This is a genomic window from Rhodoferax sediminis (assembly GCF_006970865.1).
Classification (GTDB): domain Bacteria; phylum Pseudomonadota; class Gammaproteobacteria; order Burkholderiales; family Burkholderiaceae_C; genus Rhodoferax_A; species Rhodoferax_A sediminis.
Map to the genome: position 1 here is coordinate 4,321,767 of NZ_CP035503.1, position 21,955 is coordinate 4,343,721.

Consider the following 21,955-nt stretch of genomic DNA (forward strand, 5'->3'; position numbering starts at 1 on the left):
AGGCCTCAGTGTCCCACCGCGGCCGCCGCCATGTTGGGGCTGGTGCCCGTTTCGCGGCTCATCAGCCACAACATCAGGGCTGAGATCAGCGCAGGCACGGCGACCGCGTAAAAGATACCGGCATTCGACCACTGGTACTGGATCAATATCCCGCCAAGAACCGGGCCGACGATCGAGCCGAAGCGGCCGATGCCCAGGCTCCAGCCAACGCCGGTGGAGCGCTCCGCCGTCGGGTAATAGGTGGCGGCGAGCGCATTTACTGCGGGCTGGCCGCCGATGATGCAAAAGCCGGTGATCGTCACCACCACGAACAGCACCGCCAGCGAGAGGCCCGGCTGACCGATCAGTGCAATCGTGACCGCGGCGACCAGGAAGCACGGCACCAGCACGCGGTAGAAGCCGACGCGATCGATGGCTGGTCCCATTAACACCGTCCCCAGCACGCCACCGGCCTGCAGCGCGGTGCCCACCAGCACGGCATTGGTGGTGGTCAGTCCGGAACTGGCGGCGATCGTCGGCAACCAGTTCGACAGAAAGTAGAGATTCAGCAGATTCATGAAGTTGACGACCCACAGCAACAGGGTAGCCTTGGCCCGGCCGTGCCGGAACAACTCCCCGACGGGTGTGCCCTTGCCCTTGGGCTCGGGCACCACGTATTCGGTGTCGCGGTCGATGCGCACGCTCGGGTCGATCTTCTTCAGGCACGCCCCGACGCGATCCAGATGCTTGCCACGCAACACGAGGAACTGCAGCGATTCGGGCATGCGTATATACATCAGCACCGCCATGATGAGCGGGAAGATCCCGCCGACCCAGAACACGGAGCGCCAGCCAAACGCCGAGATCAGGGCGGCGGAGACCAGCCCGCCGAGCACGGCGCCGAGCGTAAAGCCGCACGAAACGAGCATCATCAGCGTGACGCGCCTGTGCTTGGGGCTGTATTCACCGGCCAGCGCCATCGCGTTGGGCATGATGGCGCCCAGACCCAGGCCGGCAATGAAGCGCAGGATCTCGAGCTCCCTGATGCTGGTGGCGTGCGCCGTCCAGATCATGAACACCGCAAAGAACACGGAGGCCCAGATCAGCACCGGGCGGCGCCCGATCCTGTCGGCCAGCACGCTCAAGGCCAGCGACCCCACCAGCATGCCCAGCAGGCCGGCGCCGAACACCGGCCCGAGCATGGCCTTGTTGACGCCCCACTCCTTGATGATCACCGGCGCCACGTAGCCCATGGACTGCACGTCGAAGCCGTCCATCACCACCGTCAGGCCGACCAGGATGAGAATCCATTTCTGGAAGCCGCCGACCTTGTTCGCATCGATCACCGCGGGGATGTCGATGGTCCTGCTTATGCTCATGAGAGATCTCCTGTGTGCCACAAGAAAGGGCGCTTGCACGCGTAGCTCCGGTGGCCCGTGCTACGCGGCAACGGCTTCACCCGCAAGGTCGTAGCTTCCATCGTGCATCCAGGCGGCATGTTTGGGCGCCTTCTTGGTTTTCGACCATTCCTCGAGCATCTCCCACTTCACCGCGTCGAGCTTGCGCTGCATCTCGGGCGTGGCGGTGTCGGCCACGAGTTCGAGCCGGTGGCCGTTCGGGTCGAAGAAATAGATCGACTTGAAGATGGTGTGGTCCGTCACACCGAGCACCTTGATGCCGTTGGCCTCGAGCTGGGCCTTGGCCTCAAGCAGGTGCGCCTCGCTCTCGACTTTGAACGAGATATGCTGCACCCAAGCCGGCGTGTTGGGATCGCGGCCCATAGGCGGCGAGTTGGGGATTTCGAAGAATGCCAGCACGTTGCCGCCACCGGCGTCCAGAAACGGGTGCATGTACGGATCGGCCGCCTTGGTCGACGGTACCTGATCCTCGGCGATCGCGAGGATAAGCTTCATGTTCAAATTTTTAGCGTACCACTCGACGGTTTCCTTGGCGTCGTTGCAGCGGTAGGCGACGTGATGAATTCTCATGATCTGCATGGCTTTTCTCCGGTTGACAGGGTTGATGGAAGTGTCCAGCGCCCCGGCCGTTCGCAGTGTGGCGGGCAATGGATGAACTTGATTAAAGCGTCGCCGCATTCATAATACAAACGGGATTTGTTGATGCATTTATGAGGCTTTCCAATGAATGTGACGCTTCGACAATTGCGCGCCTTCGCGGCCGTCGCCCGCAGTGGCAGCTTCACGCTGGCAGCCGAGAGCCTCTTCGTCACGCAATCGGCGCTGAGCGGACTCATCAAGGAGCTGGAGCAGGCGCTCGGGCTGCGCGTGATCGACCGCAGTACGCGCAAGGCCCGGTTATCAGAAGTCGGGCGCGACCTTTATCCGCTGGTGGACAAAATCATTCACGATCTCGATGGTGTGCTTGACGATGTCACCAATCTCAAGTCACTCAAAGCGGGACTGGTACGCATTGCGGCCCCGCAGCTAATGGCCTCCACCCTGATTCCGGAGGCAATGGCGGCCTACACCGCACAACATCCGAACATCCGCATCAAACTGGTGGACTGCGCGGTGGAAACCGTCATGTCACGGGTTTTTTCAGGCGAGGTCGATTTTGGCATCGGGCCCGAACGCGACCCGAACTCCGACATCACGGCAACACCCCTGTTTGAAGCGCCGTTCATGGCGGTATTTCCGCCCGGGCATCCGCTGGACCGGCTGCCCGAGATTTGCTGGGGCGATCTGATGCGTTTCCCTGTTATTTCCCTGCAGGGCCAGTTCACCGACCGGCTTGCCATCGATCTGAGCGCCGCAGTGTACGGACCAAAGCTGATGCCCGCCAACGAGGTGGCCTTCATGTCGACAGCGCTGAGCATGGTGAACGCCGGGCTCGGTGTCACCGTGTGCATCCCCTACGCCGCTTCTCTGGTGCGCCTGTACAAGCTGGAGATGCGTGCCTTGGGCGATCCGGTGGTCAGTCGTTGCTTCTTCATCTTCAGCCGTAAAGAGCAATCGCTATCGCCGGCCGCCACAAGCTTCATGGACTTTTTGTTCCAGTATGTCGCCGCGCATGAAGACATTGCCCGGTGGACTGTCGCTGGCAAGCCGAGTCCATAATCTGCGCTCCACCCCACGCCGACACACCGGCGCCGGCTTAGCGATACCACACCCCCGGAGCACGCCATGATCGTCGTCCACCACCTCAACGATTCGCGCTCGCAGCGCGTACTGTGGCTGCTCGAAGAGCTCGGCCTGCCCTATGAGATCAAGCGCTACCAGCGCAACGCCCAGACCCGGCTGGCGCCGCCCGAACTCACGGCCGTGCATCCGCTGGGCAAGTCGCCGGTGATCACCGACGACGGACAAACCATCATCGAATCCGGCGCGATCGTCGACTACCTGATCCGGCGCCACGGCGGCGGGCGCCTGCAACCGGCGCCGCATACGCATGAGTACGACGCCTACCAGCAGTGGCTGCATTACGCCGAAGGCTCGGCCATGCTGCCGCTGATGCTGAAGCTGTACGTCTCGCGGCTCGGTGACGCCGGTGCGCCCTTGTTCCCGCGCATCGAGAGCGAAATCGCCAACCACCTGGGCTATGTCAATCAATCCTTGCAGGGCCGCGACTGGCTGGTGGGCAACAACCTGACCGGCGCCGACATCCAGATGAGCTTTGTCGGAGAAGTGGCGGGCAGTCGCGGCAACCGCGAGAACTTTTCGCATATCCAGGCGTGGGTCGAGCGTTTCCAGGCCCGGCCCGCCTACCGCCGCGCCATCGAGCGCGGCGGGCCCTACGCGCACGCGCGCTGAATGCTCAGCCAGCCGCCTGCAATGACTGCCATATCTTTACCGCTGTCAGCGGCATCTGCAGGCCCGGCGCCTGGCTCGCGTGACCGCCGCGCGCCAGCGCATCGGCCACGGCGTTGACCACGCTGGGCACGGCGCCGATGGTGCCGAGTTCGCCCACGCCCTTGACGCCCAGCGCGTTGTTCAGGCAGGGCGAGGATTCGTCCAGTTCATGCCGGAAGGCGGGTACGTCGTCGGCGCGCGGCGCGCAATAGTCCATCAGGCTGCCGGTCACGAGCTGGCCGGTCTCGCGGTCGTACACCACATGCTCATGCAGTGCCTGGCCAATGCCTTGCACGGCCCCGCCGTCGAGTTGGCCACGCACGATCATCGGGTTGACGACACGGCCCACGTCGTTGACGGAGGCATAGGCCACGACGGCGACCGCTCCGGTCTGCGGATCGATTTCGACCTCGCTCACATGGCAGCCATTCGGCCAGGTCGGCCCGGCCACGCTGCTGGTCGAGTCCATGAAGATGCGCTGCTCGGGTTGCCGCGCGGCCAGCGCAAACAGGTCTAGCTCCAGGTCCGTGCCGGCGACCTTGAAGGTGCCGTTGGCGTATTGAATGTCTTCGGCGGCGGCTTCCAGCTCCTTGGCCGCCAGCTGTTTGGCTTTCTCGATGGTGCGGTCCGCGCCCACGCGCATGGCCGAGCCGCCGGTGAACAGCGAGCGCGAGCCGGCACTGCCAAAACCGTTACCACGGTCGGTGTCGCCCAGCACCACCCGCACCTTGTCGATCGGCACGCCGAACGCATCGACCACCAGCTGCGCCAGCGAGGTGGCGATGCCCTGGCCCATGGCATTCACGGCCGAGTACACCTCGATAATGCCGTCCGCCTGCACCGACACGGTCACGCGCTCCTCGAACACATTGCCGCCGGTCCACTCCAGAAAGGTCGAGATCCCCAGGCCGCGCAGCTTGCCGCGCGCCTTCGAAGCGGCCGCGCGCGCCGCGAAGCCGTTCCAGTCGGCGAGCGCCAAACCCTGGTCCATGACGTGTTCGAACTTGCCGGTGTCGTAGGTCTGGCCCATGGGGTTTTTGTAGGGCATCTGCTCGGGCCGGATGAAGTTGCGCCGGCGCAGTTCCACGCGGTCGATGCCGGTCTGGCGCGCGGCCTCGTCCATCAGGCGTTCCATGTTGAAAATGGCCTCGGGCCGGCCCGCGCCGCGGTAGGCGCCGGTCGGCGCGGTGTTGGTCAGCACCGCCTTGAAATGGAAATCGATGGTCTGGATGTCGTACACACTGGTCTGCACCCAGGGCCCGATCAGCAGCTGGATGGCGACACCCACGCCCGTGGCATAAGCGCCCACGTTGGCGAACGAGGCAATGCGCAAGGCCAGGATTTTGCCGTGCTCGTCCAGCGCCAGCTCGGTGTGGCTTTGCACGTCGCGGCCATGGGCGCTGGAGAGGAACTCCTCGCTGCGCTCGGCCGCCCATTTCACGGCACATTTCAGGGTACGGGCGCTGTAGGCTGCCACCACGTCTTCGGGGTAAGCGCCGGTCTTCATGCCAAAACCACCGCCCACGTCGCCCACCACCACGCGCACCTGCTCGTGCGGCAGACCGAGCGCGTCACTGACCGTGTCGCGCGCCCCCGAGGGCATCTGGGTGCTCAGGTGGATTGTCAGGCGCCCGCTGGCCTTGTCAAAGCTTGCCAGTACGGTGCGCGGCTCCAGCGTGAGGGCGGCCACGCGCTGGTTCGTCACGTCCAGCGCCACCACGTGCGCCGCCCGCGCAAAAGCGGCCGCCGTGGCATTCGCGTCGCCATGGCGCATTTCGGCGGAGATGTTGTCGGGCGCCGCATCGCACAGCACCGGCGCGCCGGGCGCGGTGGCATCCGCCAGGTTCACCACCATGGGCAGCTCCTCAAAGTCGACGACGATGGCTTCGGCCGCATCGCGCGCCTGCTGGAGGGTTTGTGCTACCACCGCAGCAACCGCCTCGCCGACAAAGCGCACGCGCTCGTGTGCCAGCGCGCGCCGCGGCGGCGTGGCGCCGGCCGAGCCGTCGGCGCGTACAAAACCGGCGACCCCCGGAATCGGCTTGACGCCCGCGGCCACCAGATCCGCGCCAGTGAGCACCAACAACACGCCCGGCATGCCCTGCGCCGCCGCCACATCGGTAGAGGCAATGCGCGCGTGCGGATACGGCGAGCGCACAAAGCAAAGATACGCCTGGTTGGCTGGCATCAGATCGTCGGCATAGCTGCCCTTGCCGGTCAGCAGGCCTTCGTCTTCGAGCCGGCGCACGGCTTGCCCGCTGCCAAAGCGCGTGGGATTGGTGTCGTTATTCACGGTAGACGTCCTTGTGTGTTGTGGTTCGTAGTGGAGCGGCATGGACCTCGCGGGTGTACACAACCCCGGAAACTGCAAGAAGCCACTATAGACGCTGTCTGCAAAATCCGCCGACGCGCTAAACTGGCCCGATCGCTCATGTCTGTCCCTGCCGTCTGGAGAAAAAAATGTCCCCGCTGTATCCGTTTCACCTGGCCTTCCCGGTTACTTCGCTGGCTGCGGCCCGTGCCTTTTATGGCGACCTGCTGGGCTGCCCTGAAGGGCGCTCCTCGGACGACTGGGTTGATTTCGATTTCCATGGCCACCAGATCGTGGCGCATCTGTCGCCTTCCGAGGCCGGCCATCACAACACCAGCGCGGTGGACGGCGACAACGTGCCGGTACGCCACTTCGGCCTGGTACTGCCGATGACCGAATGGCATGCGTTGGCCGACAAGCTGCGCGCGGCCGGCACCCGCTTTGTGATCGAGCCGCACGTGCGCTTCAAGGGCCAGGTGGGCGAGCAAGCCACCATGTTCTTCCTGGACCCGTGCGGCAATGCCATTGAATTCAAGGCCTTCGCCGATCCGTCCCGGCTGTTTGCCAAATAGGCTGACCGAGCATCAGCGCGGTGCACCTTCGTAGTGCGCCGGATCGAACCGTCGCGTCTGGCGCCAATAGTCCCAGGTGAAGCCGGGCCACAGCGTGTCGATGCGTCCGTCGGCGTTTTGGTACCAGCTATGACAGCCCGACGACCAGACCGTCGATTTCATTTTCTGCTGCATTACGGCGTAGTTTTCGGTCTGAATTTCGGGGCGCAGGCGCAGCGTGGCCTGGCCGCGCCGGCACAGACTGCGCAGTGCGTCCACGATGTAGTTCACCTGCGCCTCGATCATGAAGATGATGGAGTTGTGGCCCAGTCCGGTGTTCGGGCCGACTAGCATGAAGAGGTTGGGAAAACCGGCCACCGTGATGCCGAGTCGGGTCGCCGCCGGCTGCGCGCGCCAGCGCTCAGAAAGTTCTTCGCCCCGCTCGCCGTAGATGCACAGGGGCGTGATGAATTCGGTGGCCCGAAAGCCGGTGCCCCAGATGATCACGTCGCAGGGATGCAGCCTGCCGTCGCTGCCGACCACCCCCTGCGGCGTCACGCGCGCCACCGCCTGGGTTACCAGGCTCACGTTGGGCTGCTGCAGCGCACGGAACCAGGTGTTTGAGAACAGCAGGCGCTTGCAGCCAGGGTTGAAATGGGGCGTGAGGGCGGCGCGCAGCGCGGCGTCCTTGACCTGGCGGCGCAGGTGCTGCAGGGCAAGTCGGCGCAGCAGGGCCTGCATCCGGGCCGAGCCCAGGAAGCCCATGCCGATCCATTCGTTGAACCAGTAGATGCGCCAGCGCACCAGCGTTTGCAGCCCCGGCACATGGGCGTACAGCCAGCGCCGCAACGGGCCGTAGGGCCGGTCCCGGCGCGGCAGCACCCAGCCGGGCGTGCGCTGGAACACCGTGAGGTGTGCGGCAGCGGACGCGATCTCGGGCACGACCTGCACCGCGCTGGCGCCGGTGCCGACCACGGCGATGCGCTTGCCCCGCAGGTCCACGTCGTGGCGCCACTGGCTCGTGTGGAATGCCGGACCGTCGAATGTGTCCAGCCCCGGCACCTTGGGCAGCAGCGGCTTGTTGAGCGGGCCGGTGGCCACGATGACATGGCGCGCCTGCAGCATGGGTTGGCCCGCGCGTTCGATCTGCCAGTGCTGCGCGCTAGCGTCCCAGCGCAGCGCGCCGACCTCCTGGCCGAAGCGGATCACGGCGTCCAGCCCGTATTGCCGCACCACGCGCCGGATATAGGCCTGAATTTCGGCTTGCTGCGAATAGGGCCGCGTCCAGCCGCGGTTGGGCTCGAACGAGAGCGAGTAAAGATGCGAGGGCACGTCGCAGGCGCAGCCCGGATACGTGTTGTCGCGCCAGGTGCCGCCTACCTCGCTTGCGCGCTCGAGCACCACCAGCGAGGTGACGCCCGCCGCGCGCAGCCGGATTGCGGCGCACAGGCCGCCGATGCCGGCGCCGATGATGGCCACTTCAATCGTGCTCATGGCACAAGGCTAGCATGCCGCGGCCGTCAGCACAAATTCATAAGCCTATTTATAATCAATGTACTTATGAAAAGAGATTTCAGCCAGCGCTTCGGCTTCCTGGTCAACGACGTGGCCAAGCTTTACGGGGAACATTTCGACCGGCTGGCGCGCGAACGCATCGGCCTGTCGCGCGCGCAGGTCCGCCTGCTCGGCGCGCTGGCGATGCACGGCAACGAGCGGCCGCTGTCGCAAATCGAGCTCGCGCACCGGCTCGGCCTGAGCGCGATGGGCGTGGCAACGCTGTGCGACCGCATGGCGGCGGCCGGCTGGATCCGGCGCCGGCCCAGCGCGACCGACAGGCGCATCAACGAGGTGCATCTGGAGCCGCGGGCCGAGGCCGCGCTCGACACCGCACTGAGCATCGGCGACACCCTGCACGCCCGGGTGCTGGCCGGGCTCACGCCGGCAGAGCGCACGCAGTTGCTGACCCTGCTCGGCAAGGCCCGCCGCGGCCTGCTGGACCTGCCGGCGGATGCGCAGGTGCCGGGATGAGTGCCGCCTCCATCACCGGCGCCGGCAACATCGCTGCTGCACCCGCTGCCGGCGTGCCGCACCGGCGCATGATCACCCTGTCGATCATGCTGGCGACGATCATGCAGGCGCTCGACACCACGATCGCCAACGTCGCGCTGCCGCACATGCAGGGCAGCCTGCAGGCCTCGCAGGACCAGATCATGTGGGTGCTCACCTCCTACATCGTGGCCTCCGCCATCACGCTGCCGCTGACCGGCTGGCTGTGCGGCCAATGGGGCCGGCGCCGGGTGTTCATCGTCTCGGTGATCGGGTTCACGATCGCGTCAGCGCTGTGCGGCCTGTCGACCTCGCTCGTGGGCATCGTGCTCGCGCGCCTGCTGCAGGGCGTGTTCGGCGCGGCACTGGTGCCGCTGTCGCAGGCCGTGCTGCTCGACATCAACCCGCGCGAAAAGGTCGGCCAGGCCATGGCGATCTGGGGCGCGGGCATTATGGTGGGCCCGATCCTGGGCCCGCTGCTCGGTGGCTGGCTGACCGAGAACTACAACTGGCGCTGGGTGTTCTTCATCAACCTGCCGGTCGGCCTGTTTGCGCTATGGGGCATTGCCCGCTACCTGCCCGAGAGCCGGCCGGGGCGCGAGCGGCTGGACATCTTCGGCTTCGCCACGCTGTCGCTGGCCATCGGCATGCTGCAGCTGTTCCTCGACCGGGGCCAGCAGCTCGACTGGTTCGACTCCTGGGAGATCAAGCTGGAGGCGGCCGCCGCGCTCGTCGCCTTTGCCTTTTTCGTGGTGCACACCTGGACCGCGCAGGGCGTGTCGTTCTTCGACCGCAGCCTGCTGAAGGACCGCAATTTTGTCACCGGACTGCTGTTCGCGTTCATCGTCGGCATGATCCTGTACGGCACCATGGCGCTGCTGCCCAACCTGCTGCAAAGCCTGATGGACTACCCGGTGATCTACACCGGTGAGGTGACGGCGCCGCGCGGCGTCGGCACCATGCTGGCGATGATCGTGGTGGGGCGGCTGGTGCACCGCATCGACGTGCGCGCCATCATGGCGCTCGGTTTCGGACTCACGGCGTTCGCGCTCTGGCAGATGACGCACCTGACGCTGCAGATGGACGCCAACCTAATCATCGTCTCGGGCTTCATCCAGGGGCTGGGCATCGGCTTCACCTTCGTGCCGCTGTCCACCGCGACCTTCGCCACGCTGGCGCCGGTGCTGCGCCATCAGGGCACGCCCATCTACAGCCTGCTGCGCAACATCGGCTCAAGCGTCGGCATCTCGATCGTGCAGGCGCTGCTGACGCGCGGCGCGGATACGGCGCACGCGCAACTGGCGGCAACCGTCGTGCCCGGCAACCAGGGCCTCGTAAATCTGCCCTCGATGCTGGACCCCGGCACGACCACGGGGTTGGCGATCCTGAACGCCGAAGTCACACGCCAGGGCGCGCTGATCGGCTACATCAACGACTTCAGCATCATGACGGTCCTGACACTGGCCGCCATTCCGCTGCTGCTGGTCATGAGCAGCCCGCGCCACACGCCGGCGGCGGTCGTGGGCGCCATCGATGCGGACGAGGCCGCGGCCGCGGTCGAAGTGCCGCACTGAGCGCCACCTCTGCGCCGAGCCGGCAACCCCCGCATAATCCCGGGGCTAATTGAAGGGCAAACGGTATTCATGGACATCACTGCGATCATTCAAGCCATCCAGCAGCACGCGGAGTGGGTCGTGTTCGTCAGCGTGCTGATGCAGCAGGTGGGCCTGCCGGTCCCGGCGGTGCCGACACTGCTGGTGGCCGGCAGCCTCGCCGCCTCCTCCAGCCAGGCCACGCAAATGCTCGCGGCGGCCGTGCTGGCGTCGGTGCTTGCAGACGGCATCTGGTATCTGGCCGGGCGCGCCTTCGGCTATCGCATCCTGTCGGGTTTGTGCCGGCTGTCCATCAATCCGGGCTCCTGCGTGTCGGAGACGGAGGCGCGTTTCATGCGCTGGGGGGTGTGGTCGCTGGTGATCGCCAAGTTCGTCCCCGGGTTCTCCACGGTGGCGCCGCCCATCGCCGGCTCGCTGCGCATGCCGCTGCCGAGCTTTCTCGCGGCGGCGGGCCTTGGCGCGGCACTGTGGGCCGGGCTCGCAATTCTTGTCGGGTGGTGGTGGCGTGCGCAGGTGGAAATCGCCATCAACGCCATGAGCAGCCACGGCGCGAGCCTCGTCGTCGTGATCGCGCTCGCCCTGGCGGCCTGGCTGCTCTGGAAGCTGTGGCAGAAGTACCGTTTTGGGCAAATGCAGACCATCCCGCACATCACCCCATCGGAGCTGGTGGCGGCGCTGGCCTCGGACGCGCCGCCGTTGCTGCTCGACTTCCGTGGCGCCGCCCTGATTGCCCAGACGGGACCCCTGGCCGGCGCCGCCCAGGCCAGCCTGGATGATTTGCCCCGCGCTGTCAGCCATTGGGCCAAGGGCCGTGACATCGTGACCTTGTGCGCCTGCCCCGAAGACGCCACGGCGGTGCGCGCGGCGCATGGTCTGCGCAAGCTCGGCTACACCTCGGTGCGCCCGCTCAAGGGCGGCTATGACTCCTGGGTCCGACACCTGGGGCAACAGACAGGCGCCCTGGCACCCGCCGCAACGCCCTGACACTCACCATAGCGCCGTCACTCGTCGCGCTCACCCGCCTCGTACAGGGTTTCGCGGCCCATGCGGTCGAGGATCAGCTCGGCGGTCCAGGGCAGCATCAGCGCGCCGCAGCGGCTGTCACGGTACAGGCGCTCGAGCGGCAGGTGCTTCATCATGCTCTGGCCGCCGCAGGTGCGCAGCGCGAGACGCGCGATATCGTTGGCGCCTTCCATCACGCTGTAGTGCGCGGCGTACAGGCGCAGCTTCTCGTCCTTGCTCGGGTTCGGTTTGGCCTCGGCAATGGCGCGCGTGAACAGGCTGCGCATGGACTCCAGCTGGATGCGCATCTGCGCCACGGCGATCTGCTTGGTCGGGTACTGGCGGCGCTTCACGGGCGGCTCGCCGGGCACCTCGCCGCGCAGGTAGCGCACCGTGAAGTCGTAGGCCGCGTTGGCGATGCCCAGGTAGGTGGGCGACAGCGTGAAGAACATGGCCGGCCAGGTCTGCGCGCCCTTGAAATAAATGCCGCGCGGCATGAGCTGCTCGTCGTCGCCCACGAACACGTCCTTGAACGTGAGGTTGCGGCTGACCGTGCCGCGCATGCCCAGCGGGTTCCAGTCGCCGCTAATGGAAAAACCCCCGGCCGTGGCGGGCACCGAGATGTACAGCGTGTCGTGCGCGTCGGGGTGCTGGTCCCCTTTGTCTTCGGTGCACAGCACGCCGTAGTAGTCGGCCGCGCCCGACAGGCTCGCGAAGATTTTTTTGCCGTTGATCAGCCAGCCGCCCTCGACCTTGCGCGCCGTGGTGCCGAACGGTGCGCGCCCGGCGGCCGCCGCCGAGCCTTCAGAAAACGGCTGCGCATAGATTGCCCCTTCGTTCACGACGCGCGCGAAGTGCAGGTCGCGCCGGCGCACATGCTCCGCGCGCTGCGCCCCGGTCATGGCTATGCCGTCGGCCAGCACGCCGGTCCACAGGGTCGAGCAGATGTGCATGTTCCAGGTCAGCGCCGTGGCGCCGCAAAAACGCCCGATCTCGGCCGCCACCATCATGTAGGTAGCGTAGTCCGCGCCCAGGCCGCCATGCGCTTCGGGAATGCACAGGCCCAGCAGGCCGGTCTCGCGCAAGTCGTCGTAATTGGCAAACGGGAAAGTCGCGGATTCGTCCCACTGCGGCGCACGCGGCGCGAACTTGTCGCGGCCCAGTTCGTGCGCCAGCGTCAGCAGCGCACACTGTTGCGAGGTGAAGGGCAGGTCGCCCACGGCCGGTGTGAAAGACAGGCTTGCTACAACGTTCATAGCTGACAGTTCCCGCCCCATAAGGGTTAGTGAAGGTTTTTATGTGAACTGGCGAGAAAGTCGAGCACCAGCGCATCGAATTCGTCGGGGGCTTCGAGGTTCTGCAAGTGACCGACGCCCGCCAGCTCGGCGTAGCGGCTGCCGGCAATCTGGCCGGCCATTTTTTTCATCACGGCGGGCGGCGCGTTCTTGTCAAACTCGCCGGCCACCAAGAGCGTGGGCACATGGATGTTCGGCAGGTTCGCCTTGCGGTCGAACGTGACCAGCGCCTGCAGCGCGCGCCGGTAGGTGGCGGGGCTGACCTGCGCCATGCAATGCGTGGCCAGCTTCACGCCTTCGGGCAGCGAGCCCGGGCCGATCATCTGCGGCACCAGAGAATCGGCCATCTCGGCCATGCTCTGGCCGGCGTCCAGCGGGGCGGTGCGTTGCGCGACGAAATCGCGCTGCCAGTCGCCATCGGGCTTGCCGAACGCGGGCGAGGTGCCGCACAGGATCAGCCGGTTGACGAGTTCGGGGCGGCGCGCCACCACTTCCTGCGCCACCATGCCGCCCATGCTGTGACCCAAAAGAATAATGCCCCCACGCTGGTCACTGCGTGTCCTTTGCTGCCCCCCGAGGGGGCCTTCGCGCCTTGGGGCGGCCCGGCGGCGCTCATCGTCGCTGGCAAGCAGGCCTTCGATCAGCGCGATGCAGCTTTGCGCCAGCCCCTTGAAGGTGTAGGGCTCGATCGGCGCACTGTGGCCATAGCCGGGCATGTCCCAGGCCACGGCCCGGTAGCCCGAGGCGGCGAAGGTTTCCACCTGCGGCGCAAAGGCCAGGTTGCCGCCGCCGATGCCGTGCAGCATGAGGATGGTGGGGCCGGCGCCCAGCGTGGCGAAGGTCGGTATTGGAGTCATGCCACCACCTGTCCCTGATCGATCACGATGGCGCCGTCCAGCGCAACGGTGCAGTGGCGCATGGGCAGGTCGAAATGCCCCTGCGTGTAGCGCCCCGCCACTTCGTTGGCGCCGGTGCTGTAGAGGAAATTGCCGGCAAAGGCGCGCAACTCGGTGCCGTTGAAGTCGCGCTTGTCGTACAGCGCCATGCTGTCCCAGCGCGCGGCCGGGTTCAGGCCGTAGCCGACGTGGCTCACGGCGTACGTGTCCCGGTCGCCCTCCCTGGAAGACCAGGCCGCGATGTAGCTGCGCATCAGCTCGGCATCCACGCCCGCACCTTCAATTTTCGCGATGTAGTCGTGCTCGATCGTCAGCGTGATGGGGCGCTCGATGTAGCGCTTGAAGGTCAGATTCACGTCACCCTCGGCCAGTACCAGACACCCGTTCACGCTCCCGGCCGCCGGAAACGCCAGCGCCAGCCCGCCGGGCCAGTGCGTCAGGGTGCCGGGCCGCGTGGTGCTGCCCCAGTTGCCGCCCACCACCGCCTTGCCGTGCGCGCCCTGCAGCGCGATGCTCAGGTCAGTGCCCGCGGCAGAGGTCACGCGCATGGTGCTCGCGGCGCGCAGGCGTTTGACGTGGTCTTTGACCCGCGCCTCGGTCGCCTCATCGGGCAGCAGCCGCACCAGCGCCTCGGGGTGTTCGTTGCTGACGTAGACGATGCGCGGCTGCCGGCCGCTCACGCCCTGCAGGATGGCCGGCAGCTCGGGCGCGTGCATCAGGCCCTCGACCGTGCAGTCCACCACCAGCGTGCTGCCCGCCAGCGCCGCGATCACGGGCGCTATGTTTTGAATAGCGATAGACGCACCCGTGGACCGGGCTACAGGCTGTTTTGTCTCAAAGACGCTGGGCAACACGAGGGTGAAGCTGCGCGCGCCCAGTCGCGCCGCCGCCAGACGCGCCAGCTCGGGCAGCACGGGCCGGCTCTGGCTTTCGCAGAGAATGGCCACGGTATCGCCGCTCTGCAAGGCACAGCGGCGCAGCACTGCCTCGAAGGCATCGATCCAGGCGGGCTCGGTTCGCTGTTGCAGCATAGCAATCCATTATTCATGAATTTTCATGTAAATTCCAACCATGGCACCGCGCAAAGCCTCTCCGCCCAATTTTTCCCAGCGTGAATTCCGCGCCTCGCTGAGCATGTTCGCCACCGGCGTGACCATCGTTACCGCGCGCACCACCACGGGCGAGCTGTTGGGGCTGACGGCCAACTCGTTCAATTCGGTGTCGCTGCAACCGCCGCTGGTGCTGTGGAGCCTGGCCCGCACCGCGGGCGCCATGGCCGTACTGACCCATGCCTCGCACTACGCCATCAACATCCTCGCCGCCGATCAGAAAATCCTGGCCGAACGTTTTTCGAGCCGGGGCGCCGACCGCTGGGCCGGCGTCACCTTCACCGAGGGCGTCGGCGGCGCGCCGGTGCTGACGGGCGCGGCGGCCACCTTCGAGTGCTTCAACCGCAGCCGCTACGAAGAAGGCGACCACGTCATTTTCGTCGGCGAGGTGGAGCATTGCACGCACCGTGCGGGCGCCTCGCCGCTGCTGTTTCACGGTGCCCGGTACTACACCGAACACCCCTTATAAACATGGCCCCCACGCTTGTCACTTCGTGTACGGCGCTGCCCCCCGAGGGGGCTGGCCTTGCTCGGGGCGGCCCTTCGCGGCGGCCGATGGCCCCCACGCTTGTCACTTCGTGTACGGCGCTCAAGCCATGACGGCGCGGCGCTTTGTCGACGGCTACCTGGGCTACCTGCTGGGCCAGGCCAACCACGCCGTGTACAAGGATTTCGACCGCGAGGTGCGCGCGGCGGGCCTGAGCTCGATCGAGTGGCGCGTGCTGGCCACGCTGCACGACAGCGCGCCGCTGGCGGTGAGCCAGTTGGCGCTCGAGGTGCTGAGCAAGCAGCCCACCGTGACCAAGCTGGTGCAGCGCATGAGCGAGCAGGGCTGGGTCCGGCTGGCGGCCGACCCGGGCGACCAGCGCCGTACGCTGGTGGCCATTACCGCCGCCGGCCAGGCGGTCGTCAAGCCTTTGATTGAGAAGGCAAAACAGCATGAGGCCCAGACGCTGCGGGTACTGAACGCTACCGAGACCGTAGCACTCAAGAAGCTGCTGGGGAAACTGGTGTGAAAGCCGCACCGGCGCTGCTCTGCCTGACCGGCTTCTGGGTCGGCCTGGCGCACGCGCAGTCCGCGCCCGAGAAGAAGAACTGGTTCGACGATCCGTTTTTTCAGGTCTCGTCGGGCCTGCGCGCCTGTCCGGTGCCCGAAGGGCCGCTGCTCACGCAGGACGAGGCGCGCGCCGTGGAACACTGGCGCGCCGAACGCGGCACCAGCTGCTATCAGGCCGGCAGGTGCCGGCTGCCCAATTCCTACCTCTACGACAAGGGCCTGGCGGCGCCGGTCGCGGCCGCGCTGGCTGCCGTGCCCGGCGTGCAAACCGGCAGTGTCTGGGTCACCATCCAGCGGCGCTGGGTGTTCCTGCAAGGCTGCGTGGCGACGCCGGCGCAGATCACGGCGCTGCAGCAGGCCGCCCAGGCCGTGCCCGACGTCGAAATCGTCGTGCCCATGCTGCTCGTCGGCACCAGCGGCAAACCGCGCTACGACGTGCGCCAACCCTGACACCCTCATCCCTCATGACCTCACGCAAAACACATCTCGATACCCTCGCCATTACCCTGCTGCTCGGCTGCTGCGTGTTCTGGGGCTTCCAGCAGGTGCTGCTCAAGGCCACGCTGCCCGAGGTGCCCCCGGTGTTTCAGGCCGGTATCCGTTTCGTCGGCGCCACTGCCCTGTTGTGGCTGTGGTGCGTGGCGCGCGGCATCAAGCTGTTCGGCAGCGACGGCACCCTGCAGGCGGGGCTGGTGGCAGGGGTGCTGTTTGCCGCGGAGTTCGCCTGCATCTACATCGGGCTGCAGTTCACCACCGCATCGCGGCTCACGGTGTTCCTTTACACCTCGCCGTTCTGGGTCGCCGCGCTGGTGCCGATCTGGGCTCGCGCCGAAAGAATGCGGCCCTCGCAATGGCTCGGCATGGCGTGCGCCTTCGCCGCGGTGGTCTTTGCCTTCGAGGAAGGGCTGGGCGCCGGCACGCCCGACACGTGGCTGGGCGACCTGCTCGGGCTTGCGGCCGGCATGATGTGGGGACTCACCACCGTGGTGATCCGCACCACCTCGCTGATCAGGGTGTCGGCCGAAAAAATGCTGTTCTACCAGGTCGCCGTCAGCGCGCTGGCGCTGCCCTTTTTGTCGCTGGCGCTGGGCGAACCCTGGGTCTGGCACTTCAGCGCATTCGCCATCACCTCGCTGGCCGTGCAAACCGTGATTGGTGCGTTCGTCAGCTACCTGGCCTGGATGTGGATGCTCGGGCGTTACCCGGCCACCAAGATCTCGGTGTTCGTGTTTCTCACGCCCCTGTTTGCGCTGCTGTTTGGCGCGCTCTGGCTGAAGGAGCCGGTGACTCTCAATTTGATAGCGGCCCTGGTATTGGTGGCGGGGGGAATCGTGCTGGTGAGCCGCAGGCCTGAAAAGGCATAAGCATATTTCTTTATATTATTTTTGAATTAAAAGCAAAACCAATATATTAGATACATCATTAACTCCTTAGAAGAGCCCTCCATGAGTCGCCTCGCCATCCAGACGGCGGAATCAGCCCCCGCAGAAACCAGGGAACGCCTGGTCAATGCTGAAAAGAACAACGGGTTCCTGCCCAACCTTCTCGGCGTACTGGCGAATGCGCCAACGGCGCTCGAGACCTATCAGGTGGTTAGCGCGATCAACGCGCGCAACGGGCTGTCGGCTACCGAGCGTGAAGTGATCCAGATCACGGCGGCGGCCCGCAACGGCTGCGGCTTTTGCGTCGCCGGTCACACGGCCATTGCGCGCAAAAAACTGGCGCTGCCCGAAGAGGTGATTGCGGCGCTGCGCAACACGCAAGCCTTGCGCGACCCCAAGCTGAACGCGCTGGCGCTGTTCACGCTGGCGGTGCTGGAACAAAAGGGGCGCGTCTCGGACGCCGAACTGGGCGCGTTTTTGAAGGCCGGCTACAGCCAGGCCAGCGTGCTGGAAGTGGTGCTCGGCGTGAGCCTGGCGACCTTGTGCAACTACGCCAACAACCTGGCACAAACCCCCCTCAATCCGGAGCTGCAGGCGTTTGCCTAGGCCCGCATTTCTCTCCTGAGCAACGGCGTTACGCCCGTCCCGGGGCCGCGATCGAGCGGCGGCATCAGCTCGATTTTCATTGATTTACCCTGGAAGGAATGACTGTCATGAGTCAGCTGGATGTCCCCGTTGCGATGCTGGATGCCGTGAGCGCGCAAGTCAGGACGGAACTGGCGCCACTCGTGGGCGCCATCGACCAGGAAGGCCTGTATCCCGCAGAGTACCTGCAGCACCTGGGCGCTTTGGGTGGGTTTGGGGCCAGCGTACCGGTCGAGCACGGCGGCTCGGGGCTGGGCCTGGCCACACAAATCGACGTGACGACGCGGGTCGGCAGCGAGTGCGGTGCCACTGCCTTTCTGGTCTGGTGCCAATCGACCTGCGCGTGGTACCTGCAACACGCGCCGAATCCGGCGGTGCGCGAGCGCTATCTGAAATCCGTGGCGCAGGGAACGCTGTTTGCAGGCACCGGCATGTCGAATGCGGTCAAGCACCTGGCCGGACTCGAAAAAATTCAATTGCATGCGGCGCGTAGGGACGGTGGCTATGTCGTCAGCGGCAACCTGCCCTGGGTCTCGAATGTCGGCGCCGATCACCTGATCATCGTCACAGCCGCCGTCGAGAACGCAGGCTATGTGATGTTTGCGGTGCGCGGCGACGCAGCGGGCTTGCATCTGCATCCATGCCCGGAATTTTCCGGCCTGGAAGGCACCCAAACCCTGAACCTGCGCTTCAAGGAAGTCCAGATTGGCAGCGACGATGTGCTGGCGCATCCGCATCAGTTTGAAGCGTATATGGCGCGCATCAAGGCCGGCTTTGTGCTCGGGCAGGCCGGCATGGGCTTTGGCGTGATCGAGGGCTCGCTCAAAACGATTCGTGAAAGCAACGCCAGCAACGCCGGCGTGAATGCGTTCCTGGATGATCAGGGCAGCGAGCTGGCGGCCGAATTGGCCCAGCTGAAAGCCCGCGCGGCGCTGCTGGCGCATCAGGCGCAAACCGGCCACGCGCCGATCATCGAGGCGCTGAAGCTGCGCGCGCGCGCCTCCGAATTGACCCTGCGGGCGGCGAATTCGGCGGTCCTGCACGCGGGCGCCAAGGGTTACCTGATGCGGCATCCGGCGCAGCGCCGGCTGCGCGAAGCGGTGTTCGTCGCCATCGTGACGCCGGCGTTGAAGCATTTGCGCAAGGAAATCCACGATCTGGAGCAACTGCAGGCACAGGCGGCGTGATGACACAAGCGGCGCAATGGATGTGCAGCCCCTGCGGCTTCATTTACGACGAGACGGTCGGCATGCCGGAGGACGGCATCCCGGCCGGCACACCTTTCGAATCGATTCCGGACGATTGGGAATGCCCGGATTGCGGCGTCGGCAAAGCCGACTTCTTTCGGGTTCCGGATTGACCATGGCCCCGGCGACTGCAACGGCGGCACTACAGCAGACGATCGTTCTGGATGCACAGCAGATCGAGCTGAGCTACGGGCACAAGTCCGTGACTCCCGTGCTGCGCGACTTTTCGCTGCAGCTGGCGGCAGGTGAGGTGGTCGCCGTGCTGGGGCCGAGCGGTGTCGGCAAGTCGTCGCTGCTGCGCGTGCTGGCCGGACTGCAGGTGCCCGACAAAGGCACGGTGCATGTCAAGGGCGAGCCGCTGCACGGGCCGCATCCGCGCCTGGGCTTCGTGTTCCAGGACCCAAGCCTGCTGCCCTGGCTGACGCTGGAAGAAAACGTCGGCTTTGGCCTTGACTTCACGCACCAGGCACGCATCAGCAACGCCGAAAAGCAGGAGCGGGTCGCGGCGGCGATCGCGGAAGTCGATCTGCAACGCGCACGCACGCGCTACCCGTCCGAGCTGTCCGGTGGCATGGCGCAACGCACCGCGCTGGCACGCAGCCTGGCGCGGCAGCCGGAGATCCTGTTGCTGGACGAGCCGTTCAGCGCGCTCGACGAAATCACGCGCAGCGAGATGCAGGCGCTGCTGCTGCAGATCACGTCGCGGCACCAGACTTCGGCGATCCTCGTGACCCACGACATCGACGAGGCCCTGCTTCTGGCCGACCGAATCCTGCTGATCGGGCTGACGCCGGGGCGCCTGATTGACGAGTGGCGCATCGACCTGCCGCACCCGCGCGACGAGGTCGCGGCCGAACTGACCGGCGTGCGCGTCGAAATCGTGCAGGCGCTGCGCCAGGCGCGGCGCGGCATACCGACCCCGAATCACCTTCATTCCTAAAGCAGAGCACCATGAAAGTCACCCCGTCCGCGCCGACCTCGCGCACCCCCGCACCAGAGGGTCGCCGCCAATTCCTCAAACTGTCAACGGCGGTTGGCGCCATCGGTGCGCTGCCCTTGTTGCAAACCGCCGGCCGCGCGCTGGCCGCCGAGCAGGGTGCGCCGGTGCGGATCGGCTATCTGCCGGTCACGGACGCCGCACCGCTGCTGATTGCGCACGGCAACAAGACGTATGAGGCGCAGGGGCTCGAGGTCGAGAAGCCGCGCCTGTTTCGCAGCTGGGCGCAGATTGCCGAAGCGTTTTTAAGCGGGCAGGTGAATGTGGTCCACCTGTTGATGCCGATGACCATCTGGGCGCGCTATGGCAGCAAGGCGCCCGCCAAGGTCGTCGCCTGGAACCACATGGAAGGATCGAGCCTGACGGTGCTGCCCGAAATCAACCGGCTGAGCGACCTGGGCGGCAAAACGGTGGCGATTCCGTTCTGGTACTCGGTGCATAACGTGGTGCTGCAGTACCTGCTCAGAGGCCAGGGCCTGCAAGCCATCAGCGAGGGCAATCCCGGACCGAAGCAGGTCAAGCTGGTGGTCATGTCCCCGGGCGACATGCTGCCGGCGCTGGGCACCAAGCAGATCGCCGGCTATACCGTAGCCGAACCGTTCAATGCGCTGGCGGAAACGCTCAAGGTCGGGAAAATCTGGCGCTTTACCGGCGACGTCTGGAAGGACCACGCTTGCTGCGTCGTCTTCATGCATGAGCGTGATCTGGAGCAGCGTCCGCAATGGTCGCAAAAGGTGGTAAGCAGCATCGTGCAGGCGCAAGCCTGGATTCGGGACCATCGCGACGAAGCGGCGCACATGCTGGCCAAGGACAATCCCGCCCACTACACGCCGCACACTTACGAGACGCTGGCCCAGGTGATGGCGCCGCACGAGGAGCTGGCCGCCAGGTACAAGGCTTCGGGGGCGGTGGAGCACGCCGACTGGAAGGAAAGGCGCATCGACTTTCAGCCCTACCCTTTCCCCAGCTACACCGAGGAGCTGGTGAAGATGCTCAAGCAGACCATCGTCTCCGGTCGCAACGAGTTCTTGCAGGCGCTGGACCCGGCCTTCGTCGCGCGTGACCTGGTGGACGACCGTTTTGTCAAAAAGGCGATCGCGGACCTGGGCGGCATGTCCGCCTTCGGACTGCCGAACTCGTTCACGCGGCGCGAAACGATTTCGAAGAATTGAAACGGCGCTGAATTCGCCTCCCCGCCGCATCAGGACCTCCGTCATGGAAAAAATTCTCAAACTGTCCCGCGCCTCCCCTCGCAGCATGCAGCTGCTGCTGAGTCTGGGTGGCCTGGCGGCGCTGATCCTGGCATGGGGGCTGGGCGCGCACTGGCTGCAGCAAAGCAGCGCGCTCGCCAGCCTGCTCAGCCCGCGCGAGACTTTCGAGAGCCTGTACCAACTCGTAGTGCAGAACCAGTTGACGCTGCACACCCTCACCAGCATGAAACGGGTGCTGGTCAGCCTGGCGCTGGCGCTCGTGCTGGGCATCCCGATCGGCCTGGCGATCGGCACTTCACGCGCGCTGGAGAACAGCACCAGCAGCGCGTTCCAGTTCCTGCGCATGATCTCGCCGCTGTCATGGATGCCCATCGCGGTGATGATGTTCGGCATCGGTGACGGCCCGATCTACTTCCTGCTGACCTTCGCCGCGGTCTGGCCGATCATCCTGAATACCGCCGCCGGTGTGCGCCAGCTCGATCCGAAATGGCTGATGCTCGCCAAGAGCCTGTCCGCCACGCGCCGCGAAATGCTGTTCAAGATCGTGCTGCCCGGCATTCTGGGGCATATCCTGACCGGCTTGCGGCTGGCCATCGGCATCGTCTGGATCGTGCTGGTTCCGTGCGAAATGCTGGGCGTGAGCTCGGGCCTGGGCTACTTCATTCTGGACACGCGCGACCGGCTCGCCTATTCCGAGCTGATGGCGGTCATCGTGCTGATCGGCGCGCTCGGTTTCGCGCTCGACGGGCTGGCGCAAAAGCTGTGCCAGCGCTGGTCGCATACGCGCAAGGCCTAGCGCGGCGCG

23 protein-coding genes are annotated in these 21,955 nt (G+C 65.8%); 16 read left to right on the forward strand and 7 right to left on the reverse strand.

Features of this window, described 5'->3' with window-relative positions; genetic code table 11:
- Nucleotides 1-5 precede the first annotated feature (5 nt).
- Together EUB48_RS20890 and EUB48_RS20895 are read right to left on the reverse strand one after the other, a co-directional pair.
- The gene (locus tag EUB48_RS20890; protein WP_142820968.1) at nt 6-1,358 is read right to left on the reverse strand and encodes an MFS transporter; all 1,353 of its coding nucleotides are present in this window, start codon (nt 1,356-1,358) and stop codon (nt 6-8) included.
- 60 nt (nt 1,359-1,418) lie between these two features.
- Nucleotides 1,419-1,976: a VOC family protein gene (locus EUB48_RS20895; protein ID WP_142820969.1), complete on the reverse strand. Its 558-nt coding sequence runs from the start codon at nt 1,974-1,976 to the stop codon at nt 1,419-1,421.
- Nucleotides 1,977-2,120: 144 nt separating this feature from the next.
- On the opposite strand from EUB48_RS20895, the gene EUB48_RS20900 reads away from it, so the two are divergent.
- Together EUB48_RS20900 and EUB48_RS20905 are read left to right on the forward strand one after the other, a co-directional pair.
- Nucleotides 2,121-3,056 carry a LysR family transcriptional regulator gene (locus tag EUB48_RS20900; protein ID WP_142820970.1) on the forward strand — a complete coding sequence of 312 codons (936 nt, stop codon included), beginning with the start codon at nt 2,121-2,123 and terminating at the stop codon, nt 3,054-3,056.
- Between the two features lie 66 nt (nt 3,057-3,122).
- Nucleotides 3,123-3,749 (forward strand): glutathione S-transferase family protein, encoded by a 627-nt coding sequence (locus EUB48_RS20905; RefSeq protein WP_142820971.1) that lies wholly within the window; start codon nt 3,123-3,125, stop codon nt 3,747-3,749.
- Nucleotides 3,750-3,753: 4 nt separating this feature from the next.
- Here EUB48_RS20905 and EUB48_RS20910 read toward each other — a convergent pair whose 3' ends face one another.
- A complete protein-coding gene (locus EUB48_RS20910; protein WP_420821422.1) occupies nt 3,754-6,123 on the reverse strand; it encodes a xanthine dehydrogenase family protein molybdopterin-binding subunit in 2,370 nt (789 codons plus the stop codon).
- A gap of 125 nt (nt 6,124-6,248) precedes the next feature.
- On the opposite strand from EUB48_RS20910, the gene EUB48_RS20915 reads away from it, so the two are divergent.
- Nucleotides 6,249-6,671: a VOC family protein gene (locus EUB48_RS20915; RefSeq protein ID WP_142820973.1), complete on the forward strand. Its 423-nt coding sequence runs from the start codon at nt 6,249-6,251 to the stop codon at nt 6,669-6,671.
- Between the two features lie 12 nt (nt 6,672-6,683).
- Here the strand turns inward: EUB48_RS20915 and EUB48_RS20920 are convergent, their stop codons facing one another.
- Nucleotides 6,684-8,144: a flavin-containing monooxygenase gene (locus EUB48_RS20920; RefSeq protein ID WP_142820974.1), complete on the reverse strand. Its 1,461-nt coding sequence runs from the start codon at nt 8,142-8,144 to the stop codon at nt 6,684-6,686.
- 66 nt (nt 8,145-8,210) lie between these two features.
- Between EUB48_RS20920 and EUB48_RS20925 the strand changes: the two genes are divergently transcribed.
- The 3 genes from EUB48_RS20925 to EUB48_RS20935 all read left to right on the forward strand — a co-directional run bounded on the left by EUB48_RS20925 (nt 8,211) and on the right by EUB48_RS20935 (nt 11,293).
- Complete coding sequence (locus tag EUB48_RS20925; protein ID WP_142820975.1) at nt 8,211-8,678, forward strand: MarR family winged helix-turn-helix transcriptional regulator; 468 nt, start codon at nt 8,211-8,213, stop codon at nt 8,676-8,678.
- Nucleotides 8,675-10,270 (forward strand): DHA2 family efflux MFS transporter permease subunit, encoded by a 1,596-nt coding sequence (locus EUB48_RS20930; RefSeq protein ID WP_142820976.1) that lies wholly within the window; start codon nt 8,675-8,677, stop codon nt 10,268-10,270. Before EUB48_RS20925 ends, EUB48_RS20930 begins: the two co-directional genes overlap by 4 nt.
- Before the next feature lie 69 nt (nt 10,271-10,339).
- Nucleotides 10,340-11,293: a VTT domain-containing protein gene (locus tag EUB48_RS20935; protein ID WP_142820977.1), complete on the forward strand. Its 954-nt coding sequence runs from the start codon at nt 10,340-10,342 to the stop codon at nt 11,291-11,293.
- Nucleotides 11,294-11,310: 17 nt separating this feature from the next.
- Here the strand turns inward: EUB48_RS20935 and EUB48_RS20940 are convergent, their stop codons facing one another.
- From EUB48_RS20940 to EUB48_RS20950, 3 genes are read right to left on the reverse strand one after another with little or no spacing between them, the layout of a single operon-like run.
- Nucleotides 11,311-12,567 (reverse strand): acyl-CoA dehydrogenase family protein, encoded by a 1,257-nt coding sequence (locus EUB48_RS20940; protein ID WP_142820978.1) that lies wholly within the window; start codon nt 12,565-12,567, stop codon nt 11,311-11,313.
- Between the two features lie 26 nt (nt 12,568-12,593).
- On the reverse strand, nt 12,594-13,463 hold the full coding sequence (locus tag EUB48_RS20945) for an alpha/beta fold hydrolase (protein WP_142820979.1): 870 nt from the start codon (nt 13,461-13,463) through the stop codon (nt 12,594-12,596).
- Nucleotides 13,460-14,533, reverse strand: a complete 1,074-nt coding sequence (locus tag EUB48_RS20950) for a 2,5-dihydroxypyridine 5,6-dioxygenase NicX family protein (protein WP_142820980.1) — start codon at nt 14,531-14,533, stop codon at nt 13,460-13,462. The genes EUB48_RS20945 and EUB48_RS20950 overlap by 4 nt, the downstream gene beginning before the upstream one ends.
- Nucleotides 14,534-14,573: 40 nt before the next feature.
- Between EUB48_RS20950 and EUB48_RS20955 the strand changes: the two genes are divergently transcribed.
- The 10 genes from EUB48_RS20955 to EUB48_RS21000 all read left to right on the forward strand — a co-directional run bounded on the left by EUB48_RS20955 (nt 14,574) and on the right by EUB48_RS21000 (nt 21,946).
- Nucleotides 14,574-15,080: a flavin reductase family protein gene (locus tag EUB48_RS20955; protein ID WP_142820981.1), complete on the forward strand. Its 507-nt coding sequence runs from the start codon at nt 14,574-14,576 to the stop codon at nt 15,078-15,080.
- 109 nt (nt 15,081-15,189) lie between these two features.
- Nucleotides 15,190-15,627, forward strand: a complete 438-nt coding sequence (locus EUB48_RS20960; protein ID WP_244618279.1) for a MarR family winged helix-turn-helix transcriptional regulator — start codon at nt 15,190-15,192, stop codon at nt 15,625-15,627.
- A complete protein-coding gene (locus EUB48_RS20965) occupies nt 15,624-16,118 on the forward strand; it encodes a BON domain-containing protein (protein WP_142820982.1) in 495 nt (164 codons plus the stop codon). The genes EUB48_RS20960 and EUB48_RS20965 overlap by 4 nt, the downstream gene beginning before the upstream one ends.
- A gap of 14 nt (nt 16,119-16,132) precedes the next feature.
- Nucleotides 16,133-17,032 carry a DMT family transporter gene (locus EUB48_RS20970; protein ID WP_142820983.1) on the forward strand — a complete coding sequence of 300 codons (900 nt, stop codon included), beginning with the start codon at nt 16,133-16,135 and terminating at the stop codon, nt 17,030-17,032.
- Between the two features lie 81 nt (nt 17,033-17,113).
- Complete coding sequence (locus EUB48_RS20975) at nt 17,114-17,656, forward strand: carboxymuconolactone decarboxylase family protein (protein WP_142820984.1); 543 nt, start codon at nt 17,114-17,116, stop codon at nt 17,654-17,656.
- 107 nt (nt 17,657-17,763) lie between these two features.
- Nucleotides 17,764-18,882 (forward strand): acyl-CoA dehydrogenase family protein, encoded by a 1,119-nt coding sequence (locus EUB48_RS20980; RefSeq protein ID WP_142820985.1) that lies wholly within the window; start codon nt 17,764-17,766, stop codon nt 18,880-18,882.
- Nucleotides 18,882-19,055 carry a rubredoxin gene (locus EUB48_RS20985; protein WP_142821423.1) on the forward strand — a complete coding sequence of 58 codons (174 nt, stop codon included), beginning with the start codon at nt 18,882-18,884 and terminating at the stop codon, nt 19,053-19,055. Before EUB48_RS20980 ends, EUB48_RS20985 begins: the two co-directional genes overlap by 1 nt.
- 2 nt (nt 19,056-19,057) lie before the next feature.
- Complete coding sequence (locus tag EUB48_RS20990) at nt 19,058-19,882, forward strand: ABC transporter ATP-binding protein (protein WP_142820986.1); 825 nt, start codon at nt 19,058-19,060, stop codon at nt 19,880-19,882.
- Nucleotides 19,883-19,893: 11 nt separating this feature from the next.
- Complete coding sequence (locus tag EUB48_RS20995; protein ID WP_142820987.1) at nt 19,894-21,111, forward strand: ABC transporter substrate-binding protein; 1,218 nt, start codon at nt 19,894-19,896, stop codon at nt 21,109-21,111.
- A 43-nt stretch (nt 21,112-21,154) separates the two neighbouring features.
- Nucleotides 21,155-21,946: an ABC transporter permease gene (locus EUB48_RS21000; RefSeq protein WP_244618280.1), complete on the forward strand. Its 792-nt coding sequence runs from the start codon at nt 21,155-21,157 to the stop codon at nt 21,944-21,946.
- The last annotated feature ends 9 nt before the right edge of the window (nt 21,947-21,955 follow it).

Excerpts from the sequence above, each read along its gene's own strand:
- EUB48_RS20890 (WP_142820968.1), bottom strand. The coding sequence starts at position 1,358 with ATGAGCATAAGCAGGACCATCGACATCCCCGCGGTGATCGATGCGAAC.
- EUB48_RS20895 (WP_142820969.1), bottom strand. The coding sequence starts at position 1,976 with ATGCAGATCATGAGAATTCATCACGTCGCCTACCGCTGCAACGACGCC.
- EUB48_RS20900 (WP_142820970.1), top strand. The coding sequence starts at position 2,121 with ATGAATGTGACGCTTCGACAATTGCGCGCCTTCGCGGCCGTCGCCCGC.
- EUB48_RS20905 (WP_142820971.1), top strand. The coding sequence starts at position 3,123 with ATGATCGTCGTCCACCACCTCAACGATTCGCGCTCGCAGCGCGTACTG.
- EUB48_RS20910 (WP_420821422.1), bottom strand. The coding sequence starts at position 6,123 with ATGCCGCTCCACTACGAACCACAACACACAAGGACGTCTACCGTGAAT.
- EUB48_RS20915 (WP_142820973.1), top strand. The coding sequence starts at position 6,249 with ATGTCCCCGCTGTATCCGTTTCACCTGGCCTTCCCGGTTACTTCGCTG.
- EUB48_RS20920 (WP_142820974.1), bottom strand. The coding sequence starts at position 8,144 with ATGAGCACGATTGAAGTGGCCATCATCGGCGCCGGCATCGGCGGCCTG.
- EUB48_RS20925 (WP_142820975.1), top strand. The coding sequence starts at position 8,211 with ATGAAAAGAGATTTCAGCCAGCGCTTCGGCTTCCTGGTCAACGACGTG.
- EUB48_RS20930 (WP_142820976.1), top strand. The coding sequence starts at position 8,675 with ATGAGTGCCGCCTCCATCACCGGCGCCGGCAACATCGCTGCTGCACCC.
- EUB48_RS20935 (WP_142820977.1), top strand. The coding sequence starts at position 10,340 with ATGGACATCACTGCGATCATTCAAGCCATCCAGCAGCACGCGGAGTGG.
- EUB48_RS20940 (WP_142820978.1), bottom strand. The coding sequence starts at position 12,567 with ATGAACGTTGTAGCAAGCCTGTCTTTCACACCGGCCGTGGGCGACCTG.
- EUB48_RS20945 (WP_142820979.1), bottom strand. The coding sequence starts at position 13,463 with ATGACTCCAATACCGACCTTCGCCACGCTGGGCGCCGGCCCCACCATC.
- EUB48_RS20950 (WP_142820980.1), bottom strand. The coding sequence starts at position 14,533 with ATGCTGCAACAGCGAACCGAGCCCGCCTGGATCGATGCCTTCGAGGCA.
- EUB48_RS20955 (WP_142820981.1), top strand. The coding sequence starts at position 14,574 with ATGGCACCGCGCAAAGCCTCTCCGCCCAATTTTTCCCAGCGTGAATTC.
- EUB48_RS20970 (WP_142820983.1), top strand. The coding sequence starts at position 16,133 with ATGACCTCACGCAAAACACATCTCGATACCCTCGCCATTACCCTGCTG.
- EUB48_RS20975 (WP_142820984.1), top strand. The coding sequence starts at position 17,114 with ATGAGTCGCCTCGCCATCCAGACGGCGGAATCAGCCCCCGCAGAAACC.
- EUB48_RS20980 (WP_142820985.1), top strand. The coding sequence starts at position 17,764 with ATGAGTCAGCTGGATGTCCCCGTTGCGATGCTGGATGCCGTGAGCGCG.
- EUB48_RS20985 (WP_142821423.1), top strand. The coding sequence starts at position 18,882 with ATGACACAAGCGGCGCAATGGATGTGCAGCCCCTGCGGCTTCATTTAC.
- EUB48_RS20990 (WP_142820986.1), top strand. The coding sequence starts at position 19,058 with ATGGCCCCGGCGACTGCAACGGCGGCACTACAGCAGACGATCGTTCTG.
- EUB48_RS20995 (WP_142820987.1), top strand. The coding sequence starts at position 19,894 with ATGAAAGTCACCCCGTCCGCGCCGACCTCGCGCACCCCCGCACCAGAG.
- EUB48_RS21000 (WP_244618280.1), top strand. The coding sequence starts at position 21,155 with ATGGAAAAAATTCTCAAACTGTCCCGCGCCTCCCCTCGCAGCATGCAG.